This is a genomic window from Pantoea sp. SoEX (genome assembly GCF_009829945.1).
Classification (GTDB): Bacteria; Pseudomonadota; Gammaproteobacteria; order Enterobacterales; family Enterobacteriaceae; genus Pantoea_C.
The window spans coordinates 1-18,587 of record NZ_SZZT01000006.1 but is presented as its reverse complement, the minus strand read 5'-3'; the positions used below and the strand labels follow the sequence as shown (position 1 = coordinate 18,587).

Genomic DNA, 18,587 nt, shown 5'->3' with positions numbered 1-18,587 from the left:
TATCTTATAAATTTTGTTTTTATACATAATAAGGAAGGAAAAAATATTATATTTAATTTTATTGTTTTTCCTTTTGAAGTAATAACACATCTCTGATGGAGATCTATGAATGCTCGCGAATTTGCATTTCAAAAATGATAGAAATGACATAAAAGGCATTACTAATTGTTTTTTTAATATAATAAAATATAGAAATATTTTGGGGTTTATTAGTGCAGTTTTTATATTAATATCTTCTAATAATACACAAGCAAAAACTTTGATATACTGCTCTGAAGGTTCTCCTGAAGGTTTTAATCCGCAATTATTTACTTCAAATACAACTTATGACGCTAGTTCTGTTCCCATCTATAATAGACTTGTTGAATTTAAAACTGGTACTGTTGATATAGAACCAGGACTAGCTAAATCATGGGATATTAGTTCAGATGGTAAAGTTTATACTTTTAACTTGCGCAAAGGAGTAAAATGGCAATCTACTAAATATTTCCAACCAACTAGAGAATTTAATGCCGATGACGTAATATTTACTTTTGATCGTCAATTTAATAAAGAAAATAAATATCATAATATTTCTGGCGGTCATTATAAATATTTTGAAGAAACCGGAATGTCTAAATTAATAAGTAAAATTGAAAAAATAGATAATAATAAAGTGAAATTTTATTTAAATTATCCAGAAATAAATTTTATATCTAATTTAGCTATGGATTTTTCATCTATTCTTTCAAAAGAATATTCAGAAAATTTACTAAAGAAAGGAATTCCTGAAAAAATTGATACTAATCCAGTAGGAACTGGTCCATTTCAATTAATAATATATAAAAAGGATAAGAATATAAAATATAAGGTAAATCCTGATTATTGGGGAGAAAAGCCAAAAATTGATTATTTAATATATTCTATTATCCCAGATGCTACGATTCGTTACGAAAAAATTAAAAATGGCAAATGTCATGTTATGTCTTATCCAAAATTATCTGATTTAGAAAATATCAAAAAAGATAATAACATCAATATAGTAAAACAACCAGGATTGAATGTTCATTTCATTTCTTTTAATACTGAAAAGAAACCTCTTAATAAATTAGAAATACGTAAAGCTTTATCTATAGCAATAAACAGAGAAGCAATTATACATTCTATTTATCAAGATAGTAGTCAAATTTCAGAAAATATTATCCCGTCAATTATGTTAGGACATAATAAATCAATTAAAAATTATCAGTATGATCCTATAAAAGCTAAAAATTTATTAAAACAATCTGGTATAAAAGATGATTTTTCCATTGAATTATGGACGATACCTGAAGGTCAAAATAATACTAATACTTATGACATTCAAAAAATGGCAGAAATGATAAAAGCTGATTGGGCAAAAATAGGTGTAAAAGCTAAAATAGTTAATTATAATAAATCATCTGATGATTATTTAAAATATTCAAATTCTGGTAAAAATCAAGCTATAATAATGAGTTGGAATAGTAATAACGGAAATCCTTATAATTTGTTCAAAGAACTATTTAACTGTTCTAAAGAAAAAGGAAATACTTTAAATTATTCCCACTGGTGTTATAAACCTTTTAACGAAAAAATTGATTTAGCTCATTCTCCAAAAGTTACTATACAACAACGTATTGATTTTTATAGACATGCACAAATGATTATGCATAATAATTTACCTATTTTTATAATAGCTCATTCGCAAATACTGGAACCAGTTAATAAAAAAGTTACGGGATACTTAGTAGATCCGCTAGGTAAGCACCATTTTGATAAAATTGATCTTAATGAGTAATAATTGTAATTATTATTGGATTTTCTAAAAATCATAAAAAGAAATTTTTAACAAAATTAATAAAAATTACCAATTTATAAATAAATTAACAAATTTTTAAATATAAAAAATTTTAAAATTAAAATAATTCTGTACCACATTTTTATAAAAATGTATTATGTTATTTATAATATGTCTTATGATAATTTGTGGTACTGGATTATTATTTTACTTAATATAATATTATGTGTTTATAATAAATAATGTTAACCATTATTTTAATCATAAATCAAATAAAAAAATTATACTTATTGATTTTTTATTTGATTTATTATATCCTAATAGACATGTTATTTTTATATCTTTGAATAAAGAATCAAAAAGTATGTTTACTTAATAATAAATTCACTAACTATATAATTAAACATATCATGATATCTATTTTCAATGAATTATACATAAATTTTCCTTGATTTTTTTATTATTATTGATTAAGGTAAGTAGTTAATGATTTTTATTTTGAGTGTAGTAACTGTATTATTTCAAAAAACACTAACTAATCTAATTTAGGCAATATTTCTTCTTTTTATAAAATATTATGACTATAATTGGAGTTTCAAATGAGTAACAATAATATAATTATTAATCTAACCGATAATAATTTTGATGAAAACATATTAAAAAGTGATGTTACTGCATTAGTTGATTTTTGGGCTGAATGGTGTGGTCCCTGTAAAACAATGTCGCCAATTATTGATGAAATTGCAGAAGAATATAAAGATAAATTACTTGTTGCTAAACTTAATGTTGATGAAAATCCTGGAAAAGCACAAAAATATGGGATTAAGGGTATTCCAACATTAATTTTGTTTAAAAATGGTAAAAATTTAGCAACAAAGGTGGGTTCTTTATCTAAAGCGCAATTGAAAGAATTTTTAGACAAAAATCTCGCAAAATAATTGAACATGTTATGTTCAAGGATCTTTTTATGAAAAATGCAATTTTATATATTAAAAATAATAGTTAGATAATAATTATTTATTATACAATGGTAAAATTTTGATAAATTTTAATATTTCTCTTTTTTTGACATCGTTGCTTTCAATATCGATACTTTCAATGGTTTTTATTTCCAGGATTATTTTGTAAGTAATGGCTATAAGTTATAGTAGGTTATTTATCATATTAATCTCTAATAATATTTCCAGTAATATTGAAGCTCTCCTCATGATTTTAAGAACCCATTCAATATGAACCTTACCAAACTAAAAAATACGCCTGTTACTGAATTAATTAAATTAGGCGAAAAAATGGGGCTAGATAATCAAGCTCGAATGCGTAAACAAGATATCATTTTTTCAATTTTAAAACAACATTCAAAAAGTGGTGAAGATATTTTTGGTAATGGAGTGCTAGAAATATTGCAAGATGGATTTGGATTTCTTCGTTCAGGAGACAGTTCTTATTTAGCAGGTCCAGATGATATTTATGTTTCTCCTAGTCAAATTCGTAGATTTAATCTGCGTACTGGAGATACTATTTCTGGAAAAATTCGTCCTCCTAAAGAAGGAGAACGTTATTTTGCTCTATTAAAAGTTAATGAAGTAAATTATGATAAACCTGAAAATGCACGTAATAAAATTTTATTTGAAAACCTTACTCCATTACACGCTAATCATCGTCTAAGAATGGAACGTGGTAACGGATCTACTGAAGACTTAACAACTCGTGTATTAGATTTAGCATCCCCTATTGGTCTTGGTCAACGTGGTTTAATAGTTGCTCCTCCTAAGGCAGGGAAAACAATGTTACTACAGAATATCGCACAGAGTTTAGCACATAATTATTCATGTTGTGTTCTAATGGTTCTTCTTATAGATGAAAGACCAGAAGAAGTAACTGAAATGCAAAGGTTAGTAAAAGGAGAAGTAATAGCTTCTACTTTTGATGAACCAGCATCTAGACATGTTCAAGTTGCTGAAATGGTTATTGAAAAAGCTAAACGTTTGGTAGAACATAAAAAAGATGTAGTAATTTTACTTGATTCTATTACACGTCTTGCAAGGGCTTATAATACAGTGGTACCTGCTTCTGGTAAAGTATTAACTGGTGGTGTAGATGCTAATGCATTACACCGCCCGAAAAGATTTTTTGGAGCAGCACGTAATGTAGAAGAAGGTGGAAGTTTAACTATTATTGCAACTGCTTTAGTTGATACTGGTTCCAAAATGGATGAAGTAATTTATGAAGAATTTAAAGGAACAGGTAATATGGAATTACATCTATCCAGAAAGATTGCTGAAAAAAGAGTTTTTCCAGCAATTGATTATAATCGTTCTGGAACACGAAAAGAAGAACTTTTAACTTTACAAGAAGAATTACAAAAGATGTGGATTTTACGAAAAATTATGCATCCAATGGGAGAAATAGATGCAATGGAATTTTTGATTAATAAGTTAGCTATGACTAAAACTAATGATGATTTTTTTGATATGATGAAACGTTCTTAGGTATGAATTATAATTAGGTGTGAATTATAATAATGTTATTAATAAATTGTATGTTAAATGTTTATTATTAATATTATTATAATTAATCTATAATATATTTTGAACTAATATTTTATATGCGTCCGTAGCTCAGTTGGATAGAGTGCTGCTTTCCGAAGGCAGAGGTATCAGGTTCAAATCCTGTCGGGCGCAGTATTAAATTATAAATATACAAATAATTATACAGTATGGTATACTAACGCATTTGGTGGCTATAGCTCAGATTGGTAGAGTCCTGGATTGTGATTCCAGTAGTCGTGGGTTCGAGTCCCACTAGTCACCCAAAATAGTAATAATATAAACTACGGCGGGTAGCGCAGTTTGGTAGCGCAACTGGTTTGGGACCAGTGGGTCGGAGGTTCAAATCCTCTCTCGCCGACCAATAAAAATTATTTTTATGTTTCTTTATTTATTAACTATTTAATAATATTTTAATAATCGATTCGTTGTTAGCCTTTTCGGTAATAGATATATTTTTCCAACCTAACTGATAAGCCATGTTGAATAAACGTTCGCTAACCACTATTAATTTGCATTTAAGCAACCATTCTTTACGATCATTTTCAGAAAATAAATAAAATATTTGTTTTAACATATCACCGCTAGTTATTACTAAAGTATTAATACCTAATGTTCTTAGCCTTTTACCTTCAATATTTCCATCATATATTTTTTTAATTGATTTATAACATTCTATATAAAATACTTTTATATTAAAATCTAATAGTGTTTTATTCAAAAGTCCTCTACTTGAATTTCCACCACATATTATAGCATTTTTATTTTTTATTTTATCTAACTTAGTTAAGGAAATTAATTCTTCACTATTTTCTTTAGTTTTAGGATATTTTATTTTTAAATTACTAACTGTTTTAAATGCTAAAGCTGTTGTATAACCAATTGCATAGTAATTTAAATTAACTGGCCAAGATATATTATATTTTTCCATTATATCATTAGCAAAATGAACAGCTTGTTTTGATAGTATAAATACTAGATCAGCAGTACATAATACATTAGTGAGATAGAAAGGAAGGTAATTTAAGTCATTTCCTGGTTTAAATTCAATTAAAGGCAAGCTCCAGGCTTGTTTTCCTAAATATCGTAGACGTAAGACAAGTTCTTGAGAATCTGATTCGGGACGCATTATTAAAATTTTCATTTAATTATTTTCATGTAGTATATTTAAAATTTTTTGTCCACCACTACTAAGCAACTTTTTTGCTAATATGATTCCCATCTCTTTATATTTTAATCGAGAACCTCGAATTTCATTTTTTATAATAAGGCTTCCATCAGGTGTTCCTATCAAACCACGTAGCCATATATCATCACCTTCTAAAACTCCAAAACTAGCTATAGGTAATTCACAGTTTCCTTGAAGATAATTATTCATTACACGTTCTGCCTTTACGCATACTGCAGTATCTTCATGATTTAATACTTTAAGAAGACGAATTAAATTATTATCTTCTAGACGACATTCGACTCCTATAGCACCTTGTCCAACTGCTGGTAATAAAATATTAGCAGGAATTATTTGGTGTTTGATTTTATGTTTTAAACCTAGTCTATTAAGTGCTGCAGCAGCGATAATTATTGCGTCATACTTTCCTCTACTTAATCTATCTATCCTTGTACCAATATTACCTCTGATTGAATGAATTAATAAATCTGGACGATAAGAAATAATTTGACATCCTCTACGAAGACTCGAAGTACCTATTACTGCTCCTTTTGGTAGATCGTCTATTGAACTATATTCATGAGATACAATTACATCATAAGGATTTTCCCTTTTACAAATAGTTACTAAACCTAAACCTTCAGGAAGTTTTGCAGGTAGATCTTTTATTGAGTGTACTGCTAAATCAGCTTGATGTTGCAGTATTAATTGTTCCAGTTCTTTAACAAAGATACCTTTTCCACCTATTTTAAAAATTAATTTGTCAAGTATAATATCACCTTGTGTAACTACAGGAACTAATTTTATATTTAACTTTGGATATATCTTATTAAGTAGATTTTTAACATATGTAGCTTGGCATATAGCTAAAGGACTTTTTCTTGTTGCAATTTTTAATACTTTCTTTAACATGTGATTAGTTGTCTTTTAGTTATATTTTATTTTACTGTATTATAAATTATATTGTTTGACCAATATAAGCTGTAAAAATGTGAAAGAAATTGTATAAAAAATTAATAAATAAAACAATTTGTTACATATCATAGAATATTTAAATAAATTATTTATAAAATAAAATATAGTAAATAAATAGGTTTTGTTGTTAGTTTGCAATGAAAATATTATAATAATATAACGAAATTATAGAACATGAATTAGACACTTAAAATAAGTGAAAAACGATTTTAGTATTTATAATATACTAACTGTAAAAAAAAGATTAGATGCTATTTATGAACTTCGAGTAAATCGAGCATTATCTAATATGCATTTTGATTTACGAAAAATTTATCACTTAATACCGATTTTTTTACATTATCAACATCCATTAATACCTGGGTATACTGAAGGTAAAGTGCCGTATGGAATAAGTTCATTCGTACCTGATAAAAATCAATATAAATTATTGATTAATTTGATAGGCAATAGCAAAAAACTAAATATACCAAAAGATGAAATGCCAATTACAGGTATTTATTCTATGGGAAGTACTTCTTCTATTTGTCAAAATAATAATTCAGATTTAGATATTTGGGTATTTTATAAGTCTTGGTTAAATAATCAAGAGGTTGAACATTTAAAAATCAAATGTATGGCATTAAAGAATTGGTGCAATTTAATAGGAGTTAAAATTAATTTTTTTTTAATTGATGAAAATGCTTTACAATACAAAAAAATAAATGATTTTAGTAAAAAAAACTTTAATTGCATTAATAATATATTTTTATTAGATGAATTTTATCGTACTTCATTTCGTATAGCAGGTAAAAGAATTTTGTGGCCAATAATACCATATAATGAAAAATATCAATATGAAGAATATATTATCTTACTATATAAAAAGGGGATACTGATTCGAGATGAATGGTTTGATTTAGGTGATTTTAGTTCTTTAAAGATTGAAGAATATTTACATATAATTTTATTAAATATTCATAAGAGTATTAGTTCTCCTTATAAATCATTACTTAAAACATTATTAATTGAAGCTTATAGTATAGAATACCCAAATACAAAATTATTATCCCTTGATGTTAAAGAATGTTTACATAAGGGTGAAATTATTTGTTTTGGTCTTGATCCATATTGTATGATGTTAAATCGTATAACAAATTATTTAATAGCTACAAAAGATAATATACGTCTCTATCTAGTTCGTTGCTGTTTTTATTATAAAGTATCTGAGAAACTTACTAGTAAAAAAAATAATGATTCAATTAACTGGCGCCGAAAAATTTTAATAAGACTAGTCAAATATTGGGGATGGAATGAAAAAGAATTAAAACAACTTGATAATAATATTAATAAAAAATCAAATATTATATATGAAATACATAACGAATTATTAAATACAATAAAAATAATTCATAATCACTTTATAAAGTTTAATAATAAGATAAAAAAATAAAAATTTTAGTTTTTATAAATGGTAGATTTATCAAAAATTATTTTATAATAGGTATTTTATTTGATAAATAATTAGTTTATGGTATAGAAATGAAACAGAAAATTGAATTTTCTAAAATGCATGGTTTAGGTAATGATTTTATGATTATAGATGGTATAAGACAAAATTTTAATTTATCATCAGAAATTATTCGTAAAATATCCGATCGTCACTTAGGCATAGGATTTGATCAATTATTAATTGTTGAATCATCTAACAATCCTGATTGCGATTTTCATTATAAAATCTTTAATGCTAATGGTAGTGAAGTATTTCAATGTGGTAATGGAGCACGTTGTTTTGCCCTTTTTGTAAAATTAAAAGGATTAACAAATAAAAATAACATTAGAGTAAGTACAAAAACTACAAACATGTTATTAAAGATAATGAAAGATAATTTAATATGTGTAGATATGAATGAGCCAAATTTCGATCCAAGTGCAATCCCATTTAAAACAAATAAATTTAAGAAATTTTACTCTATTAAAATTAAAGATAAATATTTAAATTTTGGAATGGTATCAATTGGAAACCCCCATTGTATAATTCAAGTAGAAAATGTAAATACTGCTCAAGTAAGTTCATTAGGGCCTATAATAGAAAAACATTATTATTTTCCTAAATTAACCAACGTTAATTTTATGGAAATCATCAATTCCAATCATATTCGTTTACGTGTATATGAACGAGATATAGGAGAAACATATGCATGTGGTAGTGGAGCATGTGCTTCTGTTGCTTGCGGTATTATGCAAGGTTTATTATCATCAGAAGTACGAGTAGAATTACCGGGAGGAATATTATATGTTTCCTGGAAAGGACCTGGAAAATCAATTTACATGAAGGGTCCTGCTAAACACGTTTATGATGGTTCTATATATATATAGAAATAATTATCATGATTATATGTATATATTTATAATATAACATATTTTTATGTCAATCATTTATATTTAACAATAATTAATTTTTTTATTATATTTACTACTATATCATTAATAATGAAAATTCTTAAAATTCTAGAAGGTTTAAATGATAAACAACGTGCAGCTGTTTCAGCTCCACGTAGTAATTTATTAGTATTAGCAGGTGCAGGTAGTGGAAAAACAAGGATATTAGTGCATCGTATTGCTTGGCTATTATTAATAGATAAGTGTCTTCCAAGTTCAATTCTAGCTGTAACTTTTACTAATAAAGCTGTTACAGAAATACGTAATCGTGTGGATAAACTCGTAAATTTAAGTAAAGATAAAATGTGGATTGGCACTTTTCACAGTTTAGCACATCGTATACTTAGAATACACCATATAGAAGCTAATTTACCGAAAAACTTTCAAATTTTAGATAATGAAGATCAATTACGTTTTATAAAATCCTTAATAAAAAATATGAATTTTGACGAAAAAAAATGGTCAGCAAATAAAGCTATGTGGTACATTAACAACAAAAAGGATGAAGGATTACGACCAAAAAATGTTAGCAATAACTTTATAGAAAAAAATTGGTTGCATATTTATAAAGAATATCAAGAAGCATGTGATCGTATAGGTTTAGTTGATTTTGCAGAAATTATTTTACGTAGCTATGAACTATGGCTTAATAGACCAGATATTCTTGGCTACTATCAGAATCGTTTTAATAATATATTGGTTGATGAGTTTCAAGATACAAATTGCATTCAATATGAGTGGACTCGTATATTAGCTGGTAACAAAGGTAAGGTAATCATAGTAGGTGACGATGATCAATCTATTTATGGTTGGCGAGGAGCTAAAGTCAAAAATATACAAAAATTTTTAACCGATTATCCTAAGACAGAAATTATAAGATTAGAACAAAATTATCGTTCTACTAACAAAATTTTACAAACTGCTAATACTCTTATTGCTAATAATAGCATACGTATGGGTAAAAAATTATGGACAAATAGAACAGACGGTGCACCTGTATCTATTTATAAAGCTATCAATGAATTAGATGAAGCTAATTTCGTAACTAATTGTATAAAAAAATTACAGAAAGAAAGAAATAAATTTTTAGATTGCGCAATTCTTTATCGTAGTAATGCTCAATCACGTATATTAGAAGATGCACTTCTATATAAAAAAATTCCATACCGTATTTACGGTGGAATGAAATTTTTTGAACGTAAGGAAATTAAAGATGTAATTGCTTATTTGCGTATTATAAACAATAAAAATGATGATATTGCTTTTGAACGTATAATTAATACTCCACAACGTGGTATAGGAGAACGTACAGTTAGTATAATACGTGAATTTGCTCAGAAAGAGAAATTAACATTATGGAATTCTACTAATAATTTAATAAAATCAAAACTATTAACAAAACGTGTTACTGCTTCGTTAGAATATTTTATAAAATTAATTACTAACTTAATAAAAAAAACTATTGGATTACCACTTTATATACAAACAGATATAGTTATTAAAGATTCTGGTTTGTGGTCAATGTATGAACAAGAAATAGGAAAATCTTATGATCGAATTGAGAATCTTAAAGAACTAGTAAATGCTACACAACAGTTTAATTGCAAAGATAATAATTTAACACCTTTACAAGAATTTCTATCTTATTCTGTATTAGAAGAAGATAAAAATCAACTTGATGATACATGGAAAAATAATAATGTAGTACAACTTATGACAATTCATGCAGCAAAAGGATTAGAATTTAGTGAAGTATTCATTGTTGGTATGGAAGAAGGTATGTTGCCAAGCAGGATGTCTATGTATGAAAATATTAAATTAGAAGAAGAACGTCGTTTAACTTACGTAGGCATTACTAGAGCAATGTTTAAACTTACTTTAACTTATGCTACAACTCGTCGATTGTATGGAAAGGAAATCAACTGTCAGCCTTCTCGTTTTATTAAAGAATTACCATTTAATTGCATAGAAAAAATATATTCTTATAAAAACAAGTAAATGTGTAATATATTTTCTATTAAAAATAGAAAATATATCGCATGCTTATTGTAGTTTATATTTCAAAACCAATTATTCATTACCAATTATTCATTTTAATAACTTATTAAAATGAATTTTTTATATCAGTGTTTTCTAATATAATTAACTTAATTATAATAAAATAGCTATGATTTATAGCATATGTAGAAATATATGTTTATCATACATAATAAATAAATGATTATTTTGTATAAAATAAAATAAAAAATAATAAACTTAATTATTTTTTATTTTATTGTTAAAATATAAATTAAATTAATAAATTTTTTTATGTAGGGTTGATATGCTATATGCATTTAAGTTAGATTCTGGTCGTCTTATAAAGCTAGAACTTGAGGAAAAAAATGATCAATTAACATCAGCTATTTGGATAGATCTCATTGAACCCGAAGAAAATGAACGTAAATTAGTTCAATACGAATTAGGACAGCATTTAGCTACACGTCCAGAGCTAGAAGATATTGAAGCATCAGCTCGTTTTTTTGAAGATAACGACGGTTTGCACATACATTCATTCTTTTTTTATGAAGACGCTGAATATCATGCTGGTAATTCTACAGTAGCTTTTATTGTTCGTGAAGGCAGATTGTATACATTACGTGAAAGAGAATTACCAGCATTTCGATTATATAGAATGCGAGCTCGTAATCAAACATTACTTGATGGAAATGCCTTTGAGCTTTTATTAGATTTATTTGAAACAAAAATTGAGCAATTAGCAGATGCTATGGAAAGCATTTATAGTGCATTGGAAAAACTTAGTCGTGTAGTAATGGAAGGTCAACAAGGTGAAGAATATAATTCATCACTATCTTGTTTAGCTGAATTGGAAGATGTAAGCTGGAAAGTTAGATTATGTCTTATGGATACTCAAAGAGCACTTAATTTTTTGTTGAGAAAAGGACGTTTACCTACTAATCAATTAGAACAAGCAAGAGAAGTACTCAGAGATATTGAATCTTTATTACCTCATAATGAATCTTTATTTCAAAAAGTTAATTTTTTAATGCAAGCTGCTATGGGGTTAATAAATATTGAACAAAACCGAATTATTAAAATATTCTCTGTAGTATCAGTAATGTTTTTGCCGCCTACACTACTAGCTTCAAGTTATGGAATGAATTTTGAGTATATGCCTGAACTGAAATGGAGTTTTGGTTATCCAGCAGTAATTTGCTTAATGATTATAGTAGGTGTAGCTCCATATCTTTATTTTAAGCATAAAAACTGGTTATAAATTATTAATTTATTTCTTGATATAAACATATCCATTCAATAATCATTTAATATTTATATGTTATGTTAATAATATATAACAACAATTGTCAATTTGATTAATTTATAAAATATTTAATTTTTATTTTCAATAACAAATGTTATTGAAAATAAAATAATTTATCATAAATTAATATAATAAATAAATATTAAGAATTTAAACAATTATTTTTTAGAATGAAATTTAATCATATTATTTATATCAATAATATGATTAATATTCGTTGAAAATAATATAGTCTACTTCTATAAAAAAATTAATTAAAAATATTTTGGAGAACTTCAAATGGCTATTTTAAACCATACACTTGGTTTTCCTCGTATTGGTGTTCATAGAGAATTAAAAAAAGCTCAGGAAAATTATTGGAGTGGAAATATAAATCAAAAAGAATTATTAAAAATAGGATCTGAATTACGTAAACGTCATTGGGAGCAACAAAAAAAAGCTGGAATAGATATATTACCTGTAGGTGATTTTGCTTGGTATGACCATGTATTAACTACTAGTTTATTATTAGGAAATATCCCTAAACGTCACCAAAATTCAGATGGTACTGTAGATTTAGATACTTTGTTCTTTATAGCTCGTGGAGTTTCGAATCATGGAAATTCTTCTAAAGCATCTGAAATGACAAAATGGTTTAATACTAATTATCATTACATAGTTCCAGAATTTGAAGAAAATCAAAATTTTAAGATCCAATGGACTCAATTATTAGACGAAATAGATGAAGCTCTATTATTAAATCATAAAATAAAACCTGTATTATTAGGTCCAATCACCTATTTATGGTTAGGAAAAACTAAAGATAAAAATTTTAATAAACTTTCTTTATTAGAAAATATTTTATCAACTTATAAATGTATATTATCAAAAATAATTAAAAAAGGAGTTAAATGGATACAAATTGAAGAACCTATATTATCTTTAGAATTAACTAAAGAATGGCATGATGCATTTGAAATAGCCTATAATACGTTATGTTTGAAAGATCATTTATTACTTACAACTTATTTTGATAGCATTAGCCAAAATATAAATTTAATTAGTCAATTACCAGTAAAAGGTATTCATATTGATGTAGTTCATGGAAAAGACGATATTAAAATGTTAAATGATAGAATTCCGCAATCATGGATTTTATCTTTAGGTATTATTAATGGACGTAATATTTGGCGTACTAATTTAAGTAATTGTTTTGATCGTTTAAAAATATTAACAGATGAACGTCAAAATTTTTGGATCGGTACTTCATGTTCATTATTACATACTCCAATAGATTTAAGTTATGAAAAACGTTTAGAAAAAGAGGTAAGTAATTGGTTTGCATTTGCATTACAAAAATGTGAAGAACTTGCATTATTAAGAGATGCTCTTAATAATAACGATAAATCACTTTTAGAAAGTTGGAGTTATTCTATAATTTCTCATCCTTTTTCAAAAAAAGTGAATAATCAAATTGTACAAAAACGTATAAAAAATTTTATCAAAAAAAACGTAAAACGTAATGTTACATATAAGAATCGTATTAAATTACAACATAAAAGATTTAATTTACCATGTTGGCCAACAACTACAATAGGTTCTTTCCCACAAACTTCTGATATTCGTAATTTACGCTTAAAATTAAAGCAGGGAAAATTAAATTATGATGACTATAAAGAGAACATTTTTAAAAACATAAAACAAACCATTTTTGAACAAGAAAAATTAAATATAGATGTATTAGTGCATGGTGAAGCAGAAAGAAATGATATGGTTGAGTATTTTAGCGAACATTTAGATGGTTTTGTATTTACACAAAACGGTTGGATACAAAGCTATGGTTCTCGTTGTGTTAAACCACCAATAATTATAGGAGATGTATTTCGTCCAAAAGATATTACAATAGAATGGGCAAAATATGCGCAATCACTGACAAAAAAACCAGTAAAAGGAATGATAACTGGTCCAGTAACAATTTTATGTTGGTCTTTTATAAGAGAAGATATACCTCGAGAAATAGTAGCAAAACAAATAGCTCTTTCATTAAGAGATGAAGTAGAAGCTTTAGAAAAAGTTGGAATAGGAATTATTCAAATTGATGAACCAGCATTACGTGAAGGTTTACCTCTACATAAATCAAATTGGAAAAATTATTTAAAATGGGCTATTGAAGCTTTTCATATAACTTCTTCAGTTGTAAAAGATACTACACAAATACATACTCATATGTGTTATTGTGAATTTAATGATATTATGGACTCTATAGCAAATTTAGATGCAGATGTTATTACAATTGAAACTTCGCGATCTAATATGGAACTATTAAAATACTTTGAATCATTCGAATATCCAAATGAAATTGGTCCTGGAGTATATGATATACATTCTCCCAATATACCTAGCGTATCATCTATGAAAAATTTATTAAAAATGGCTGCTAAATATATTCCAAAAGAACGTTTATGGGTTAATCCTGATTGTGGTTTAAAAACTCGTAGTTGGGATGAAGTACGTCAATCTTTAAAAAATATGGTACAAGCAGCTATTGATTTACGTAATGAAAACGTAGGATAAATTAATTTGATTAATTTCATATAATATGAAGATTTATTTACAGTAAAATTGGTTTTTTTAAATAAAAAATTTTATAAATTATAAAATATTGAAATACTAATAATATCATAAAATTATTATTAATAGATAGAATAATAAATAATTTTATCTGTAATATCGTATTAAAACATTAGAATTTCTGCTTTAGAAATTCTAATGGATAATCATTATTAAATGATAAATTATTTTTAATAAATGTTTTATAAATATATAAGTATTATTAACTAAGTTTATTACAGAATTTATATTTAAAAAATATAAGATATAATATATTTACTGATCTTTTAGTTAAAAAATCTATTAAAAAATCATTATATACAAAAATATATAAAACAAAAATTTAATAGATAATGTTTAAAAAAAGATTTTCTACAATAGATTAAATTGCTTTAAATATTAATGAATTGTTATTTTATGTGTATAAAAGAATAAATAGTCATCTTTCGTAATAAAAAATTAATATTGAAATACAAAAAAAGATTGCTTAAATAATTAAATCAAACGATTATAAAAATTAAATTTTAATATATCTTAAGAAACCGTTAAATTATATAAAATAATAGTAAATTTATAGGACATTATAAAAAAATGCTTCTATTCAAAAAATAAAATTAATATCAAAAATGCTATCTAATAACATATTAAAGCCATAAAATTATATAAGTTTAAGTAAATTCAAAAAATTACCTAATTTATTATATAAATATATGAAATAACACATCATTTTAGTCCTACTATCTTTAAATCATTTACGGAAAAAAATGAGTATCACCATATAAATGTTAATCAAATAGTGAATTATACAACAAAAATATATGATCAGATGATATTATTTATTGATGATATAAAATAGTTTAGATAAAACCTATCTTAATTATAAAAAAGATACAAAAAAATTTTGTAATTTATAGATTAATGTTAAATATTCTATTGATCTAGAATTATCTAAAAAACATAATTATCATAAATATGAATCTCATTAATGAATTAATTAAAAAATTATTTAATAGATTACTAATATTTAATAATATAACAAGATAAAATAATTTTTTATCTAAAATACTATTTTAACTATTATATTAATGTATTATAATAATAAATATTAATTTATTATATATCATAACGTAATTATAGATATATTTATATTAAAAATAATATTAATTAATAAACTTAAAATTGTTAATTAAATCGATTATCTTATAATTCATAAGAAAGTATATGTTACTTATATTGTTCATACTTTTATTAAGTAATAAAATATAATAATTAAAACTATTATTTAATTTTTAATAATTAAATATAATGTGTATTCATGTTACTTTTTTTAATGTCATTATTAAAAATGAGATTGTCTTAAACTTAACTAAAAAATATCATAATTTAATGAAAATGATATTTTTAAATTAGATAATATCAAAATGTTTAATTAAATTATTTAATATTTAAAAAATATTGGAAGGTATTTCATGGATGGCATAAGTGTTTGGCAACTATTAATAATCGCTATGATTGTTGTGCTATTATTTGGCACCGATAAATTACGTAATCTTGGTTCAGATTTAGGTGCTTCTATCAGGGGTTTTAAAAAGGCTATAAATGATGATCAAGAACAAAGTAATAATATTGATGAAAATATCGTCATAGATAAATCAAGAAATTTATTTAATAATGATGAAGTGAAAAACAATGATAAGGTATAGCTTGTGTTAAACTTTAGTTTTGGAGAATTAATGCTAGTATTTATAATTGGATTAATTTTCTTAGGTCCTAAAAGATTTCCTGTTATAGCTAAAACAATCATACAATTTTTTAAATTATTAAAAAATCTTCAATCAATCATAAAAATTGAAATTTTTGATTTATTTAAATCAAAAATTTTAGAAAAAAATATGAACATTGCAGATTATGTTAGTTTAAATAATTTAACTATTGATAATAAAAATAAAATAATAAAAGAAGTTGATGATATTAAAATTATATTAGAAAAAACTTGCAAAAATAACATGCTATTTAAAAAAAAGGAATATGATATTGATCAATTTGAAATATTGCTAAAAGAAATTAATCAATCATTTACAATTTTATTAAAAAATATATATGACATGAAACAAAAAAACTTATATTTAAATAAAAAAATATTATCTCAAAAGAAAATGTTAGATTATTTATATAGTGATAATTTACATTATTCTAAAAGTGACCACAATAATGATTGTTGAAAATAAACAGTTATTTATAGATCATATAATTGAATTACGAAAACGTGTATTAAATTGTGTTATTACTATTTGTATTGTTTTTTTAATACTTGTCTATTTTTCAAACAATATTTACAATTTAGTAGCGTTACCATTAATAAATCAAATGCCAGAAGGTGCAAAAATGATTGCAACAGCAGTTACTGCTCCTTTTGTTACTCCAATAAAACTTACTATTATTGTATCTATTTTTCTTTCAGTCCCTATAATTATTTATCAGATATGGGCGTTTATTGCTCCAGCTCTTTATAAAAACGAACGTAATTTATTGATACCTATAGCAATTTTTGGTACATTGTTATTTTATTTAGGAGTATTTTTTGCTTATTTTTTTATTTTGCCAATGGCATTTAAATTTTTTATTAATGCTTTACCAAAAGGAGTAACTATTGCTACTGATATTACTAATTATCTTGATTTTATAATATGGTTATTCATGGTATGTGGTATTTCTTTTGAAATACCTGTAGTAATTATATTATTATGTTGGATAGGTATCACTGACACTAAAAAACTCAAAAACAATCGAGCATATATTTTTGTTGGTACCTTTATTATTGGTATGTTATTAACACCAGATGTTTTATCTCAAATTATACTTGCTATTCCCTTATACCTTTTATTTGAAATAGGTTTATTTTTTTCACATTATTATTTAAAAAACTACAACAGATTAAAATAAATTATTGATTTTATATAACTTATTAAAAATAGCATAGTAAAACTAAAATTTAGTCAAATAATCATATGATATGAAAAATTGTTCTGAAATATTTAGCAATTATTGATATTTGATTTATAACTTATTAAGATAATATATAAATATTATATTGAATTATAACACATAACTTGATTGTTTTTAGTTAATTTACGATTTTTAAAATAGTCACTCATAACAAAAATTATGAATAAGGATTATAAATTAATGAAAACATTAATTATTTTTTGTAGTCGTAATGGACAAACAAAAAAAATTTCTTTTTATATAGCCGATATTATTAGAATGAATCAATTATGTGATGTTATAAATATAAATGATGCAATAAAAATAAAATTAAATTGGAAACAATATGATCGTATTTTAATTGGAGCTTCAATTTATTACGGTCATTTTAATCCCATAGTTAATAAATTTATAAAATATAATTTATGTACTCTGAAAAAACTAATTAGTGGTTTTTTTTCTGTTAATCTTACTGCTCGTAAAAGTGATAAAAATTTACCTAATACTAATTCTTATACTAAAAAATTCTTAATTAATTCTCCGTGGAAACCAGATTGTTGCGCTGTTTTTGCCGGCGCCCTACAATATTCACGTTATAATTGGTTTAATAAAAATATAATTAAAATTATTATGTTTTTAACAGGGGGAGCAACAGATCTTAATTGTGATATTGAATACACTGACTGGGAAAAAGTAAAATTTTTTGTTAATCATTTTAAGCAATTAAAATAATTAAAAATTATAATATAATATTATTTAATATGATAATATATATTATATTAA

Annotated in this window: 12 protein-coding genes, 3 tRNA genes and 2 pseudogenes; 15 read left to right on the top strand and 2 right to left on the bottom strand. The window is 24.7% G+C overall.

Translation table 11 applies throughout. From position 1 onward, the window contains the following. Positions 1 to 109: 109 nt before the first annotated feature. The 6 genes from FD726_RS03330 (at position 110) to FD726_RS03305 (ending at position 4,708) form a co-directional block, all read left to right on the top strand. On the top strand, positions 110 to 1,798 hold the full coding sequence (locus tag FD726_RS03330) for an ABC transporter substrate-binding protein (protein ID WP_159990177.1): 1,689 nt from the start codon (positions 110 to 112) through the stop codon (positions 1,796 to 1,798). Between the two features lie 599 nt (positions 1,799 to 2,397). Next, positions 2,398 to 2,736, top strand: a complete 339-nt coding sequence (gene trxA / locus FD726_RS03325; protein WP_159990176.1) for a thioredoxin TrxA — start codon at positions 2,398 to 2,400, stop codon at positions 2,734 to 2,736. A gap of 291 nt (positions 2,737 to 3,027) precedes the next feature. After that, a complete protein-coding gene (gene rho / locus FD726_RS03320; RefSeq protein ID WP_159990175.1) occupies positions 3,028 to 4,287 on the top strand; it encodes a transcription termination factor Rho in 1,260 nt (419 codons plus the stop codon). A 118-nt stretch (positions 4,288 to 4,405) separates the two neighbouring features. Then, positions 4,406 to 4,479: transfer RNA gene (locus FD726_RS03315), tRNA-Arg, on the top strand. A gap of 55 nt (positions 4,480 to 4,534) precedes the next feature. Then, a tRNA-His gene (locus FD726_RS03310) sits at positions 4,535 to 4,608 on the top strand. 23 nt (positions 4,609 to 4,631) lie between these two features. Further along, a tRNA-Pro gene (locus tag FD726_RS03305) sits at positions 4,632 to 4,708 on the top strand. 30 nt (positions 4,709 to 4,738) lie between these two features. On the opposite strand, the gene FD726_RS03300 is transcribed toward FD726_RS03305, so the two are convergent. After that, a complete protein-coding gene (locus FD726_RS03300) occupies positions 4,739 to 5,488 on the bottom strand; it encodes a uroporphyrinogen-III synthase (RefSeq protein ID WP_159990174.1) in 750 nt (249 codons plus the stop codon). Further along, positions 5,489 to 6,424 (bottom strand): hydroxymethylbilane synthase, encoded by a 936-nt coding sequence (hemC, locus tag FD726_RS03295; protein ID WP_159990173.1) that lies wholly within the window; start codon positions 6,422 to 6,424, stop codon positions 5,489 to 5,491. A 259-nt stretch (positions 6,425 to 6,683) separates the two neighbouring features. Between hemC and FD726_RS03290 the strand changes: the two genes are divergently transcribed. The 9 genes and pseudogenes from FD726_RS03290 (at position 6,684) to hemG (ending at position 18,536) form a co-directional block, all read left to right on the top strand. Continuing rightward, positions 6,684 to 7,919, top strand: coding sequence for a class I adenylate cyclase (locus FD726_RS03290; RefSeq protein WP_159990172.1), 1,236 nt, complete (start codon positions 6,684 to 6,686; stop codon positions 7,917 to 7,919). A 101-nt stretch (positions 7,920 to 8,020) separates the two neighbouring features. Then, positions 8,021 to 8,845, top strand: a complete 825-nt coding sequence (dapF, locus tag FD726_RS03285) for a diaminopimelate epimerase (RefSeq protein WP_204162677.1) — start codon at positions 8,021 to 8,023, stop codon at positions 8,843 to 8,845. Positions 8,846 to 8,959: 114 nt separating this feature from the next. Beyond that, positions 8,960 to 10,885: pseudogene (gene uvrD, locus FD726_RS03280) on the top strand (DNA helicase II); the annotation flags it as partial. 346 nt (positions 10,886 to 11,231) lie between these two features. Continuing rightward, positions 11,232 to 12,185 carry a magnesium/cobalt transporter CorA gene (gene corA, locus FD726_RS03275; protein ID WP_159990169.1) on the top strand — a complete coding sequence of 318 codons (954 nt, stop codon included), beginning with the start codon at positions 11,232 to 11,234 and terminating at the stop codon, positions 12,183 to 12,185. 324 nt (positions 12,186 to 12,509) lie between these two features. Further along, entirely contained in the window at positions 12,510 to 14,783 is a 2,274-nt protein-coding gene (gene metE, locus FD726_RS03270) for a 5-methyltetrahydropteroyltriglutamate--homocysteine S-methyltransferase (protein ID WP_159990168.1), read from the top strand. 1,505 nt (positions 14,784 to 16,288) lie between these two features. Beyond that, positions 16,289 to 16,426, top strand: a pseudogene (tatA, locus tag FD726_RS03265) (twin-arginine translocase TatA/TatE family subunit); the annotation flags it as partial. A 99-nt stretch (positions 16,427 to 16,525) separates the two neighbouring features. Next, positions 16,526 to 17,041: a hypothetical protein gene (locus FD726_RS03260; protein WP_159990166.1), complete on the top strand. Its 516-nt coding sequence runs from the start codon at positions 16,526 to 16,528 to the stop codon at positions 17,039 to 17,041. Next, positions 17,031 to 17,762, top strand: coding sequence for a twin-arginine translocase subunit TatC (gene tatC / locus FD726_RS03255; protein ID WP_159990165.1), 732 nt, complete (start codon positions 17,031 to 17,033; stop codon positions 17,760 to 17,762). Before FD726_RS03260 ends, tatC begins: the two co-directional genes overlap by 11 nt. A 243-nt stretch (positions 17,763 to 18,005) precedes the next feature. Then, on the top strand, positions 18,006 to 18,536 hold the full coding sequence (gene hemG, locus FD726_RS03250; protein WP_159990164.1) for a menaquinone-dependent protoporphyrinogen IX dehydrogenase: 531 nt from the start codon (positions 18,006 to 18,008) through the stop codon (positions 18,534 to 18,536). Positions 18,537 to 18,587 lie beyond the last annotated feature (51 nt).